We start from the raw sequence: 12,744 nt of genomic DNA on the forward strand, positions 1-12,744 counted from the left end.
ACTGGTTTTCGCGTTGTGCGCGGCGTCGCCGTGTTCGGGTGCCGACGGCCGACAGCCCCCTAATGGGGCGTGGGAAGGCTTCGGCGGAATCGACGGAACCTCCGCTGCTCCTACCGGTCACGATAACCGCCACGAAGCCGTTGCTGCCGACGCATGTCAAGGGATTCCTGTGGGTGGACGTGCTGTTCCGGGCCACCCGGCTGTTCGCGGAGCCGGAATACCACTGGAGCCCGCGCACGCCGAACCTGACCGGGCAGACGATCCAGTTCTGGGACCATCTCGACCGCCGCCACGGCGCGGTCGACTTCGGCTCCGTCCCGCCTGACGACCTGGGACGGCTCTACGTCCGCTTCCATTCGTCGGGCGACGCCCGGCCGCTGGACGAACTGCGCCACTACATCGACAGGGTCGAGCACGAGGGATGGGTCCATCCGGCCACGCGGGCGATGTCGCTCGCCTGGAAACGGCATCTCGATCTGCTCGGCGTCCGCGATCCCGGACTTCTGGTGGACCGGCCGCTGACGCTGTCCACGGAGGAGACCGTCGAACGGCTCGTCCGCCACCGTCTGTGCCTGGATCACCGGCGCTACGGCGGCCCGGTATACCTGGACGGCACCCGCTGGGGAATGCCGCTCCGCAAGGTCGTCGGCGCCGACGGCCACGCCAATTACCTGCTGGTCATCCTGCGGGACCTGCTGCCCAGGATCAGCCGCGGCCGCCAGGTCCTCTTCGTCTACGACGAGGATCTCGCGCACGACTACGCCCTTCTCGGGCGGATCGCGAGCACGCTGGGAGCGCGCCCGTCGAAACTCCCGCTGGGACGCGTTCCCATCGGCGGCGCCCTCCGGTCGAGCCGGTACGGAGGATGGGACGAGGTCACCATCGGGCGGCTCTCGGAACTGTGCCTCGGGGAGTTCGGCCCCGCCGCGTACCGCCTCGGAATGCGGCTGTACTTCATCGCGATGCTGAAGCGGACGTCGGGCGAGCCGTTCCGGCCCGACCTGCTGCGCCGGGCCCTGCTGCGCGCCGAGCGAATGGTGCGCGAGGCGGAAGAACGCGGTGCCCCCGACCCGGCGTCGCGCCTTCTCGCCTCCATCCGGCCGTCGGGATGGGCGGACCCCTACCGGCTCACCGACGGCCTCTTCGCAGGTCGGCCCCCCGCGGCGTCCCGGGCGCTGCTGGAGGCGGTCTACCTGTGACCCACCCGAGGAGAATGGGGAACGTCGATGTCCACTGACCGCGGCCGCGCCGCGACCACCGACGCCTATCGGCGCCGGGTCCGCCAGGAGTACCGCACCCTGCGCGAATCCCTGGCCGATCCGCGAGCGGCGCAGGAAAGGGTGCTCGAAGAGATCCTCACGGCGAACTCCGCCACCGCCTTCGGACGGGAGCACGGCCTGACCCCCGATACCGGCGCCGACGGGTATCGGAAAGCGGTGCCCATTCGCGGCCACGAGGGATTCGAGCCGTGGCTGGAAAGGGTGAACGCGGGGGAGGGGCAGGTCCTGACGGCCGAGGAGCCGATCGCGTTCTTCTCCAGCAGCGGCACGACCGGGGCGGAGAAGATGATCCCGGTCACCACCGGCTTCCTCCGGCGCAGTTTCCTGCCGTTCTACTTCGCCGGGTTCTCCCGGCTGGTCGATCTGCATCCCGGCCTTCTCGACCGCGACGACGCCATCCTCAACCTCTGGCAGGACCCCCATTCCAAGACGGGACGGGCGGGCGGGGGCCGCCCCCATCTCGGCCCCAGCCAGCTCGACTACGGAAAGGTCGGCGAGGAACTCGCCGTCGGTCTCGGGAACCGCGCGCCGTGGAGCGAGCTGCCCGCGGAGTTCGACGACTCCGGCCCGTGGGAGCGCACCTACCTCCGGCTCAGGATCGCCGCCGAGCACGACGTCCTCGGCGTCATCGCGGTGAACCCCGCCATCGCCGCCGCGCTGCCCCGGCAGCTGCGGCACTGGGGGGCCCGGATGGTCGCGGAGATCAGGGACGGGACGCTCGGCGGCTCCCCGTTCCGGGAGCCGAACCCGGCGCGGGCCGACGAGCTGGAGCGCGCCGCCCGGCGCGGCGGCGGGCTCCGCCCGGTGGACCTCTGGCCCCGGCTGGAGCTCCTCCTGACCTGGAACACCTATCTCTCCCGGCTCTACCTCCCCGGCCTCCTCGACGACTACGGCCCGAAGGTCCGGGTGCTCCCCGCGCCGATCGGGTCGTCGGAGGGTCCGCTCGCCGTCCCGGTGGACGACCGTCCGGCGGGCGGCCCCCTGGTCGTGACGAGCTGCTTCTACGAGTTCGTCCCGGCCGAGGAGGAGATCGACCCGCGCGGCCCGACGCTGTCGGCGCACGAGTTGGAGGAGGGGCGCGAGTACCACGTGATCCTCTCCCATCTCGGCGGGCTCTACCGATGCGCGGTCCGCGACATCGTGAAGGTGACCGGGTTCGTCGAGGCGACCCCGGTCGTGGAGTACGCGTGCCGCAAGGGACTGCTCTCGGTCGCGGGGGAGCGGCTGCGCGAGTCGCAGATGCTCCGCGCGCTGGCGGCGGCGGCCGAGGCGACGGGACTGGGCGTCCGCAACGTCCTGTGCAGGGCCGACGCCGAGCAGCCCCGGCATGAGGTCGCGGTCGCCTTCCGTGAGCCGCCGGCCGGGCCCGGCGCGGCGGCGTTCGGCGCGGCCCTCGACCGGGCCCTGCGCGCGGAGTCGCCCGCCTACGCCGCCGCCCGCGACGCCGAGGCCCTCGCGCCGCCGCTGGTCAGGGCGGTGGACCCCGAGGGGTTCTGGCGGGAGTGGCGGCGCCGCGTCCAGGCGGGGGAGCGGCCGCCGCGCGTGAAGGACCGGGTGTTCCAGGACGACCCCGAGGTCTGGGCGCGGGTGACCGCCGCCCCGGGCACCCAGGACGAGGGGAGCACGACCCGTGACTGAGACCATCGAACCCGGCGCCGTCGAGTACCCCGCCCTCCCCGGGCGCGGCGAGTACACCGAGGAGGCGCGGCGGGCCCGGCTGGAGTGGCTGCGGGCGGCGACGGGCGCCGCGCTCGGCTCGCTGGAGACCTCGACGATCGACCCCCGCTCGCTGACCGGGAACGTGGAGAACTTCGTCGGCGGCATCGAGATCCCGATCGGCCTCGCCGGGCCGCTGCTGTTCGACGGGCAGCGGGCGCGCGGCCTGGTCACGGCGCCGCTCGCCACCACCGAGGGCGCCATGGTCGCCTCGGTGTCGCGCGGCGCGAAGGCGATCACGCTGGCGGGCGGGGTGGCGAGCCGGGTCATCTCGCAGCGGATGACCCGGGCGCCGGTGTTCGAGTTCGCGGGCCTCGGCGAGGCGGCGGAGTTCGCCCGCTGGGTCGTCGGCCGCAAGGACGCGCTCGACCGGCAGATCGCGGCGGTGTCCACGCACTCGCGGCTGGTCGAGCTGGACCCGGTGCAGCTCGGCCGGTCCGTCCACCTGCGGTTCGTGTACGAGACGGCCGAGGCCGCCGGGCAGAACATGACGACGGTCGCGACCTGGCGGGCCTGCCGGTGGATCCACGACCAACTGGCCGCCGGGTCGGTGCCCGTGCCGGTGTGGTCGGCGATCGAGGCGAACCTGAGCGGCGACAAGAAGTTCACCCGGCTGAACATGATCGCCGGACGCGGCACCCGTGTCGTGGCCGAGTGCGTGCTGGACGAGGGGACGGTCCGCCGCGTCCTCAAGACCACCCCGGGCGCCATCGACCGGCTCTACCGGATCAGCGTGGTCGCCGCGCAGCAGGCGGGCATGGCCGGGCACGACATCGACGCCGCCAACGTGATCGCGGCGCTGTTCGTCGCGACCGGCCAGGACATCGCCTGCGTCCACGAGTCCGGCGCCGGGCTGTTCTCGGTGGACGTCTCCGGCGGTGAGCTGCGGGCGACGCTCGTCCTGCCGAGCCTGGTCACCGGCGCGGTCGGCGGCGGCACGGGCCTCGCGCCGCAGCGCGACTGCCTGGAGGCGCTCGGCTGCACCGGCGAGGGCGGCGCCGCGCGCTTCGCGGAGATCACCTGCGGGTTCGCGCTCGCGCTCAACCTCTCGACGATGGCGGCGATCACCAGCGGCCAGTTCGCCGACGCGCACGAGCGGCTCGGCCGCGGGCGGCGGGTGAACTGGCTGCGTCCCGAGGACCTCGGCCCGGCGCTGCTGCGGCCGATGCTCGCCGCGTCGCTCGACGCCCCCGGGCTGGACGTCACCGCCGTCGCCCCGATCGAGGACGCCCCCCGGTCGAGCCTCATCACCGAGCTGACCTCGCGCGGGGAGCGGCGCAAGACGACGGGGGTGTTCCCGCTCCGCGTCACCTGGGTCCGGCGGGACGGCGACGACCCCAAGCAGACGGACCTGGTCGTCAAGGTGAAGCCGCTCGACCAGGAGGTGGCCATCGAGGCGGCGAAGCTGGCCTCGCTGTGCGGCGGCCGCCTCGCCGAGGTCTACCCGCGCTGGCGCGACGCGACCGGGTTCGGCGGCGTGCACACCCGGGAGCCCGCCGTCTACCGGTCGGCCGATCCCGCGCTGCGCGCCGTCCTGCCCGAGACCTACGGCGTCTTCGAGGACCCGGCGCGCGAGGCCCACGTGATCGTGATGGAGCGGCTCGGCACGGGCGTGATCCTCAAGGACACCGTCGACGAGCCGGAGGCGTGGCGGCCGCGGCACATCGCCGCCGCCCTCCGGGGCATCGCGTCCGTCCACGCCGCCTGGCTCGGGCGCGAGGAGGAGGTGCGCGGCTGGCTCGGCGCCGCCCGGACGGCCGAGAGCATGACGGCCATGCGCGAGCTGTGGTCGGCGCACCTGGAGCACAGCGCGGCCGAGCACCCGGACCTGCTGGACGCCTGCGCCGCGCGGCGGCTGGAGGACGTCCTCGACGGGCTGCCGGACTGGTGGCGCCGGATGGAGGCGATGCCGCGCACGCTCGTCCACAACGACTTCAACCCGCGCAACATCGCGCTGCGCGCCGCCGACCTGAGCCTGGTCGCCTACGACTGGGAGCTGGCGACGCTCCACGTCCCGCAGCGCGACCTCGCCGAACTGCTCGCGTTCGTGCTCTCGCCGGAGGCGTCCGAGGCGGACGTGACCGCCTACCTCGACCTCCACCGGGAGGCGGTCGGGGCCGGGATCGACCCGGCCGCCTGGCGGGACGGGTACCGCCTCGCCCTGTGGGACTTCGCCCTCACGCGGCTCCAGATGTACCTGATGGTGCACACCCACCGCGAGCTGCCGTTCCTGCGGCACGTCGTCCCCACGGCGCTGCGGCTGATCGAGATCGAGGACGCCGTGGAGGAGGCGGGCCGTGCCGGCTGACCGTCCCGGTCCGCTGCGGCTGGCGATCCTCGGGATCGACGGCTCGGGCAAGAGCACGGTCGCCCGGTGCCTCGCGGAGCGGTCGCCCATCGGCGGGCGGCACGCCGTCCTGTCGTGCGTGCGCCCCCACGAGAACCCCGACGCGCCGCTGCACGAGCTGTCGCGGCACCTCGACCTCCTGTCCAAGGAGGCCGACCGGCTCCACAGCCCGGAGCTGAAGCTGGCCGTCCTCTACCTCCAGATGTGCACCTACGGGGTCAGCGAGCGGTTCTTCGTCCGCGAGCTGGGGGCGGACGTCGTCATCAGCGAGCGCCACCCCGTCATCGACGCGCTCGCCTACCTGCCGCTGTACCGGAGCGCGATCGTCCGCCTCGCCGGGCCCGGCCGCGCGGACGCCGTCCGGGAGGGGCTGGCCGCGCTGCCCGCCGCGTCGGTCGAGGCCGCGACCGCCTGGTGCGAGGCGCTCGGACGGCGCTCCGGGCGGCCCGCGCCGCGGCTGGACACGCTCGCCGGTGAGCTGGTCGCGCTGCCGGACCGCCCGGCGGCCGAGCAGATCGCCGAGTTCCGGGACCGGTTCGGGATCGGCCTGCCGGACATCGCCGTGCTGCTCGACGTCGACGTCGCGACCGCCGCCGACCGGATCGGCGCCCGCGACCGCCGCGCCGAGCAGCACGAGCGCCCCGACCGGCTCACCCGGCTCCGCGACGGGTACGAGCGGGCGCTCCCCGCGTTCGGGTCGGTGACGATCCACCGGATCCAGGTCGGCGCCCGTCCGCCGGGGGACGTCGCCGCCGAGATCGCGCGGCTCACCGCCGCCGGGACGCGATGAGCGGGCCGCCGCGGGCCGCGCTCGGCGCGGAATGGGACGCCCGGCTGGAACGCGTCCGCCTCGCGTCGCGCGCGGTGCGCGGCCACCTGCCGCGCACCGCCGCCGTCGCCGTCCTGCGCGGGTTCACCGCGCGCGAGTTCCTCGGTTCGGCGGTCGCCTTCGCCGCCGGGCTGCCTCCGGACCGGCGCGCCGCCTGGTACGGCAGCTACAGCAGGACGATCTTCCTCGCGGGCGACCCCCGCAACCTCGCCGAACGCCACCCCTGCGACCACCTTTCCGACGACGGTTCCATAGCCTGGTACGCCCCCGCCCCGATGGCGGACCGGGAGGGTCTGCGGCGACTGCTCAGGCCCTTCCACGGGCCCCTCGGCGTCACCGGCCCGGCCGAGGAGGAGATCCCGGTCGGCGAAGGCGGCGGGGTCGCGCGGCTGGAGGTCCCGGTGGCGGACCTGCCGGTCGAGAACTACCTCGTCAACGTCAACCACCTCCTCGCCGAGGCGGCCATGGACGGGCTGTTCACCGGGATCGGGCGGCTGCTCGTCCGGCATCTTCCCCGCGATCCCGATGAGCGCGCCATCCGGTGGGATCGCATCCGGGTCTCGCCCGACGACCGGTCGGCGGGCACGTTCCGTGCCCACGCCTACCTGGCCCTCAGCCCGTAACGCCAGAGGGATCCCGCGACTCTCCGTATCGGGCGTGTCCACCTACGGACGCGGCCTTGCCGGTCCCGGCGGCCCGGCGGACCATGGGCGTGACGCCGGGATCGTGGCCGCACCCCCGAGGGGAGCACGATGCGGGTAGTTCTCGTCAACATGCCGTGGGGCTCCACCGACGTTCCCTCGCTGGCCCTGGGCATCCTCAAACGCGCCGTGGCGGAACGGATCCCCGAAGCCGAGGTCGAGGTGCTGTACGCCAACATCGACTTCGTCGACTGGGTCCACGACCGCCTCGACATGGCGATGGACGACTACGACTTCTTCGCCCAGCGGTCCTTCACCGAGGGGAACGGCGACTGGGTCTTCTCCTCGGCGCTCTACGACGATCCGGACTGGCGGCGGCGCGAGTTCGACGAGCGGACGAGCGGGGAGAAGGCCGACCTGGCCCTGTGCCACCGGCTGCACGAGCTGGCGCCCGCGTTCGTCGCCGAACTCGCCGGACGCGTCGCCGCGTCCGCGCCCGACGTGGTCGGCTTCACCTCCACCTTCCAGCAGAACGTCGCCGCGCTCGCGGCGGCCAGGCAGGTCAAGCGGCTCCGGCCGGAGACCGTGACGATCCTCGGCGGGGCGAGCTGCGACGGGCCGCAGGGCGCCGCGCTGCACCGCAACTTCCCGTTCGTGGACTTCGTCCTGCGCGGCGAGGGCGAGGTCGCCTTTCCGCGATTCCTCACCGCCGTGGCGGGGGCCCGCGACTTCGCGGCGATTCCCGGCCTCGTCTGGCGGGACGGGAGCGGAGCCTCGATCGCCAACGCCATGAGCGCGCGGCCGCTGGCGCCGAGTGAGATCGTCGCCCCGGACTACGACGACTACTTCCGGCGGTACGCTACGTCCGTCGCGCGGTTGTGGGCCGATCCGCGGCTCGTCCTGGAAAGCTCGCGCGGGTGCTGGTGGGGCGAGAAGCACCATTGCGGCTTCTGCGGTCTGAACGGGTCGTTCATGGAATTCCGCAGCAAGCCCCCGGACCGGTTCCTGGACGAGATGCTCGCCCTGGCCCGGCGGCACCAGGTCCTCGACGTGTACATGGTCGACAACATCCTCGACATGGGCTATCTGACGTCGATGCTGCCCGCGCTCGCCGCCGAGGGCTACGACTTCCGCATGTTCTACGAGGTCAAGTCCAACCTGCGGCGGCAGCAGGTGCGGGCGCTGGCGGACGCGGGCGTCGTGCGGGTCCAGGCGGGCATCGAGAGCCTCAGCGGCCGCGTCCTCGGCATCATGGACAAGGGCGTGACCGGCTGCCAGAACGTCCGGATGATGCGCGACGCAGAATCGGCCGGCGTCTGGGTGGAGTGGAACTACCTCTACGGCTTCCCGGGCGAGGACGCCGGCGACTACACGTCGGTCGTCGAGCAGTTCCCCGCGCTGCACCACCTGCCGCCCCCGGGCATCGTCGGCAGGCTCGCGATCGAGCGGTTCAGCCCGTACTTCGACCGGCCCGAGTTGGGCTTCGCGGAACTGCGGCCCCATCCCCAGTACTCGATGATCTACGACCTGCCCGAAGCGGAGCTGTTCGACCTCGCCTACCTCTTCGAGGCGCCGCCGCGCGGAATCGGGGCGGCGGTCGCCGGACGCGTCGCCGACGCGGCCGCCGAATGGCAGGCGGCCTATCCCGAGAGCCGGCTGACCATGTGCGACCTCGGCGACCACATCGACCTGGTGAACCGGCGCCCGGCCTTCGGCTGGACCGCGCTGCGGGTCGAGGATCCCGTGGAGATGGCCGCCCTGCGCCTGCTCGACCGGCCGCACCGCCCGGCGGCGCTGGCCGGGAAGCTCGCCGCGGTGGACCCGGCCGTCACCGTGGACGGAGTCGCGGACCTGCTCGCGCGCTGGCGCGGCCTCGGGCTGACCTTCGCCGACGGCGGCCAGGTCGTCCTGACCGCCGCCGACGCGGCGGGCCAGGGCCGGCGGCGGGTGCGCCGGCGCGCCGCCGACCCGGCCGACCTGGTCGGAGCGCCGTGATGGCCCCGGTCACGATGACGCTGTGGCGCGACTACGAGGAACTCGACCGGCCGGGGGTGTGCGCCGGGACCGCCGCCGTCTCCGGCCCCGCCGCCGAGGCGAGCCGAGCCCTCTTCGAGGACGGCGTGCGCCGCGTCGCGCTGAAGGACACCGTGGACCTTTCGGGCGCGACCGACGCCGTCCCCAGCCTCGTACTGGTAAGGGAGCTGACCGCATACGGGATCGCCGTCGACTGGCGGGTGCGCCTGGGCGACGGCCGGTGGCGGGACCTGAGCCACCTCTACCCGCCCGGCGAGGTCGTCGGCGACGAGGAGGCCCGCCGCGACTGGCGGGACGGCTACCACTTCTTCAAGTGCGTCTACCGCCGCGGGCCCGGATTCCTCCAGGTGCGCGACCGGCGTTCGGGCGTCCTGCGCAAGATCACCATCGACGGCCCGGCGCATCGCGCGGCGGTCGAGAGCCTGCTGGAGGGCTGCCCGTCCGCGGCGCTCCCGCCCCCGGTCCTGCGCGACCTGAGGACGATGCGGCTCGTCCACTTCCTCGACGGCGCGGCCTGGTGGCTGCCCTGCCGGGTGCGCCGGTGGCCCGCCGGAAAGAGCGTCCTGTGATCAGTGGAAGTGTCCGGAGAGATGAGGTGCGGCATGACCGTGAAGAGACCCGAGGAAGCGGGGCGCGAGAGCGCCCGTGAGGAGGCGCTGCGCGCCGCGCTGGCGGAGATGAGCACGGAGAACCTGGCCACGACCGAGGGCATCCGCGTGGACGTCGTCCGCGACGACATCGACGCCCCGCACGAGCGCGACTGGGGCATCGGCTGACCGGAGCGGCCGACGGGGGTCGGCCGACCGCGGGCGTTCCGCCCACCCCGGGTGCCGCCCGCCGGGCGGCACCCGGGGCCCCCGCCTGCCGGAGGTGATGACGATGACGGCCGGGACGCCCGACGCCGCCGTGTGGGACGGCGTGTCCACCCTGCTCGACCACTACATCCGGATCCGGCCCGACGACCGGGTCGTCCTCCTGTACACGGCGGACGCGCGGGACCCCGCCGCGTGGGTCGCCGCCGAGCTGGCCGTCCGGGGCGTCAGGCCGGCGCTGCTCGGGATGAGCGCGGGCCGCGACGACACCGTGGAGCCCCGGCTGCGCGCGGCGCTCCCCGACCCCGCGTCCCCGCATCCGCGGATCGTGCTGCTGACGATGGAGCGCGACTCGATGTCGCACGTGCTCCAGCTGCGCCGGGCCCTCGCCCCCTACCCCGAGGACCGCTGGGCGACCTACCGGGTCATCAACGCCTCGGCGGAGTTCTTCCGCCACTCGATGGGCGTGACGCCGGAGCTGCTGTCGGCGCTGAACGGCGCGCTGCTGAACCGGATGATGCCCGCCTCCCGCCTGCGGGTCACCTCCGGCGGGGGCACCGACCTGGAGATCGCCGTCGACTCCGAGCGGTACCGGTGGATCAGCAACCGGGGCGTGTGGCGGGCGGGGGCGTTCCTCGTCCTGCCGCCAGGGGAGGTCAGCACCTACCCGGCGGACGTCAACGGCGTCCTCGTCGCCGACGGCGCGTTCAACGTGACCTCCTACACCGGCCACGACGTCCGGCTGGCCGACCACCCGGTCACGGTCGAGATCGAGCACGGCCGGGTCACCGGCGCCGCGTGCGCCGACCCGCTCGTGGCGCGGCTGCTGGAGCGCTGCCTGCGGGTCGAGAACGCCGACCTGATCGGGGAGCTGGGCTTCGGCACCAACGTCGGCACCACCGCGTTCATCCCGCTGAACTCCCACATCAACGAGCGCCACCCGGGCGTGCACCTCGGGCTCGGCATGCACGGGCAGCGCCTCGACGTGGTCGACTACTGGTGCGACGTCCACCTCGACCTCATCGCCGCGGACGCGACGGTCGCCGTCGACGGCCGCACCGAGATCAGGAGCGCGGACCTGCGCGGTTTCGCCGGGGAGCGGCACCCCGAGCCCCTGACCGGGAACGTCCACGAGGAGGACATCGACGGTGACTGCTGCGGCCTCATCACCGGCGAGGTCGCCCGTGCCAGGGAGGAGTTCCTCCGGACGCGGGAGTGCCGCCGAACCCGGGCTACCGGCGGCTCGTGACGAAGTCCCGGATCGTGGTGATCATGTAGTCGACCATCTCCTCGGTCAGGCCCGGGAAGACGCCGATCCAGAACGTGCGCTCGGTGATGGCGTCGCTGTTGTCGAGCTTCCCCGAGACCCGGTACGGCCTGCCCTGGTAGGCGGGCTGGCGGGTGAGGTTGCCCGCGAACAGCATCCGGGTGCCGATCCGGCGGTCCTCCAGGTGGTTCACGATCTCGTCCCGGTCGAACGGCGCGTCGGCGGTGACCGTGATCACGAACCCGAACCAGCTCGGGTCGCTGCCCGGCGTCGGGACGGGCAGGAGCAGGCCGGGCAGCCCGTCCAGGCCCTCGCGCAGCCGCGCCCAGTTGCGGCGGCGGGCCGCGCCGAACTCCGGCAGCCGCTGGAGCTGGGAGAGCCCGAGCGCCGCCTGGAGGTCGGTGGTCTTCAGGTTGTAGCCCACGTGCGAGAACGTGTACTTGTGGTCGTAGCCGTAGGGCAGCTCGCCGAACCGCTGGGTGTAGCGCTTGCCGCAGGTGTCGCAGTCGCCGGGCTCGCACCAGCAGTCGCGTCCCCAGTCGCGCAGCGACTCGACGATCCGCGCGAGCCGCGGCCGGTCGGTGGTGACGCAGCCGCCCTCGCCCATCGTCAGGTGGTGGGCGGGGTAGAAGCTCACGGTGCTGAAGTGGCCGAACGTCCCGGTCAGCCGCCCCTGGTAGCCCGCGCCGACACCGTCGCAGTTGTCCTCGACGAAGAACAGCCCGCGCTCGGCGGCCAGCTCGGCGACCTCGGCCACCGGGAACGGGTTGCCGAGCGCGTGCGCGATCATGATGCCGCGGGTGCGCGGGCCGATCGCCTCGGCGACGCGGTCGGCGGTGGTGTTGTAGGTGCCGAGCTCCACGTCCACGAAGACCGGCGTCATCTGGTTCTGCAGGATCGGGTTGACCGTCGTCGGGAAGCCCGCCGCGACCGTCACGATCTCATCGCCCGGCCTGAGCCGGTCGTCGCCGATCTCCGGCTGGGTGAGCGCGGTCAGCGCCAGCAGGTTCGCCGACGACCCCGAGTTCGTCAGGTGCACCTTGCGGCGCCGCAGCGTCCGCCCGAGCTCGCGCTCCAGCGCGACCGCGCTCGGCCCGGACGCGATGCGCAGGTTGAGCGCGGCCTCGACCAGCGCGACGCGGTCGTCCTCGCTCAGGTCGGCGCCGGACGGCATCACCAGCGTCTCGCCGGGGACGAACCGCCGCGCCTCCTCCTTCTCGCGGTGGTACTTGCGGACCAGTTCCAGGATCGAATCCTGGGAGTCACTCATCATCGCCTCCAGGACGCGCCACGGCGCGGACCTGGTCCATCAAAACAGCGGGGCGCGGGATCTCCTCCCCTGTAGGCCCCCCTTAGTGACTCAGCTCTCGGCGGGGCGCCCGACGTCCGCCCACAGGCTCGGCAGGTTGACCACGATGCCCTCCTGCGTGCTGCGCGCGATGACCACGACCGCCTCCTCGTCGGGGGAGGGGTTCTCCTCGCGGTGCGGGACGTAGGGCGGGACGAAGATGTAGTCGCCCGGCGCGGTCTCCACCCGGACCTCGTCCTCGCCGTCGGCGAAGACGAACACCGGGTGGCCGGAGACGATGTAGATCGCGGTCTCGGCCTCGCCGTGGTGGTGGTCGCCCGAGCTGGTCGCCGGGCCGACGTGGGTGCGGCCCATCCAGAGCCGCTCCGAGCCGACGCTCTTGCCCGAGATCGCCTCGTACCGGCGCATCCCGGAGGTCTGGACGGTGTCGGAGCCGAGGTCGGAGCCGCGCACGTGCTCGATGCGCCCGTGCCAGGCCGCCGTTCCCCGTGCGCGCGCGTCCGTCACGA

The 12,744-nt window shown here is 73.5% G+C and carries 11 protein-coding genes; 9 read left to right on the plus strand and 2 right to left on the minus strand.

Annotated features, from left to right (window positions below; all coding sequences use genetic code 11):
- Nucleotides 1-140 precede the first annotated feature (140 nt).
- The 9 genes from KLI87_RS18505 to KLI87_RS18545 all read left to right on the plus strand — a co-directional run bounded on the left by KLI87_RS18505 (nucleotide 141) and on the right by KLI87_RS18545 (nucleotide 10,908).
- Nucleotides 141-1,199, plus strand: a complete 1,059-nt coding sequence (locus KLI87_RS18505; protein ID WP_214617994.1) for a hypothetical protein — start codon at nucleotides 141-143, stop codon at nucleotides 1,197-1,199.
- A gap of 27 nt (nucleotides 1,200-1,226) precedes the next feature.
- A complete protein-coding gene (locus tag KLI87_RS18510) occupies nucleotides 1,227-2,918 on the plus strand; it encodes a GH3 auxin-responsive promoter family protein (protein ID WP_214617995.1) in 1,692 nt (563 codons plus the stop codon).
- The gene (locus KLI87_RS18515) at nucleotides 2,911-5,304 is read left to right on the plus strand and encodes a phosphotransferase (RefSeq protein WP_214617996.1); all 2,394 of its coding nucleotides are present in this window, start codon (nucleotides 2,911-2,913) and stop codon (nucleotides 5,302-5,304) included. The genes KLI87_RS18510 and KLI87_RS18515 overlap by 8 nt, the downstream gene beginning before the upstream one ends.
- Nucleotides 5,294-6,133: a hypothetical protein gene (locus tag KLI87_RS18520; RefSeq protein ID WP_214617997.1), complete on the plus strand. Its 840-nt coding sequence runs from the start codon at nucleotides 5,294-5,296 to the stop codon at nucleotides 6,131-6,133. The genes KLI87_RS18515 and KLI87_RS18520 overlap by 11 nt, the downstream gene beginning before the upstream one ends.
- Entirely contained in the window at nucleotides 6,130-6,795 is a 666-nt protein-coding gene (locus tag KLI87_RS18525) for a DUF6182 family protein (protein ID WP_214617998.1), read from the plus strand. The genes KLI87_RS18520 and KLI87_RS18525 overlap by 4 nt, the downstream gene beginning before the upstream one ends.
- 129 nt (nucleotides 6,796-6,924) lie before the next feature.
- Nucleotides 6,925-8,808, plus strand: a complete 1,884-nt coding sequence (locus KLI87_RS18530; RefSeq protein WP_214617999.1) for a RiPP maturation radical SAM C-methyltransferase — start codon at nucleotides 6,925-6,927, stop codon at nucleotides 8,806-8,808.
- Complete coding sequence (locus KLI87_RS18535; protein ID WP_214618000.1) at nucleotides 8,808-9,416, plus strand: DUF5825 family protein; 609 nt, start codon at nucleotides 8,808-8,810, stop codon at nucleotides 9,414-9,416. The genes KLI87_RS18530 and KLI87_RS18535 overlap by 1 nt, the downstream gene beginning before the upstream one ends.
- Nucleotides 9,417-9,449: 33 nt before the next feature.
- Entirely contained in the window at nucleotides 9,450-9,623 is a 174-nt protein-coding gene (locus KLI87_RS18540) for a hypothetical protein (RefSeq protein WP_156218239.1), read from the plus strand.
- A 103-nt stretch (nucleotides 9,624-9,726) separates the two neighbouring features.
- Nucleotides 9,727-10,908, plus strand: coding sequence for a hypothetical protein (locus KLI87_RS18545; RefSeq protein ID WP_214618001.1), 1,182 nt, complete (start codon nucleotides 9,727-9,729; stop codon nucleotides 10,906-10,908).
- On the opposite strand, the gene rfbH is transcribed toward KLI87_RS18545, so the two are convergent.
- The gene (rfbH, locus tag KLI87_RS18550; protein WP_214618002.1) at nucleotides 10,892-12,196 is read right to left on the minus strand and encodes a lipopolysaccharide biosynthesis protein RfbH; all 1,305 of its coding nucleotides are present in this window, start codon (nucleotides 12,194-12,196) and stop codon (nucleotides 10,892-10,894) included. The genes KLI87_RS18545 and rfbH overlap by 17 nt on opposite strands.
- A gap of 90 nt (nucleotides 12,197-12,286) precedes the next feature.
- Entirely contained in the window at nucleotides 12,287-12,742 is a 456-nt protein-coding gene (locus tag KLI87_RS18555; protein WP_308166063.1) for a cupin domain-containing protein, read from the minus strand.
- Between the last annotated feature and the right edge of the window lie 2 nt (nucleotides 12,743-12,744).

The sequence above is a fragment of the Actinomadura sp. NEAU-AAG7 genome, assembly GCF_018603865.1.
GTDB lineage: Bacteria > Actinomycetota > Actinomycetes > Streptosporangiales > Streptosporangiaceae > Spirillospora > Spirillospora litoris.

What these genes read in the sequence shown, in the direction of transcription:
- KLI87_RS18545 (WP_214618001.1), top strand. Translation starts at nt 9,727, where the DNA reads ATGACGGCCGGGACGCCCGACGCCGCCGTGTGGGACGGCGTGTCCACC.
- KLI87_RS18540 (WP_156218239.1), top strand. Translation starts at nt 9,450, where the DNA reads ATGACCGTGAAGAGACCCGAGGAAGCGGGGCGCGAGAGCGCCCGTGAG.
- KLI87_RS18530 (WP_214617999.1), top strand. Translation starts at nt 6,925, where the DNA reads ATGCGGGTAGTTCTCGTCAACATGCCGTGGGGCTCCACCGACGTTCCC.
- rfbH (WP_214618002.1), bottom strand. Translation starts at nt 12,196, where the DNA reads ATGAGTGACTCCCAGGATTCGATCCTGGAACTGGTCCGCAAGTACCAC.
- KLI87_RS18510 (WP_214617995.1), top strand. Translation starts at nt 1,227, where the DNA reads ATGTCCACTGACCGCGGCCGCGCCGCGACCACCGACGCCTATCGGCGC.
- KLI87_RS18535 (WP_214618000.1), top strand. Translation starts at nt 8,808, where the DNA reads ATGGCCCCGGTCACGATGACGCTGTGGCGCGACTACGAGGAACTCGAC.
- KLI87_RS18525 (WP_214617998.1), top strand. Translation starts at nt 6,130, where the DNA reads ATGAGCGGGCCGCCGCGGGCCGCGCTCGGCGCGGAATGGGACGCCCGG.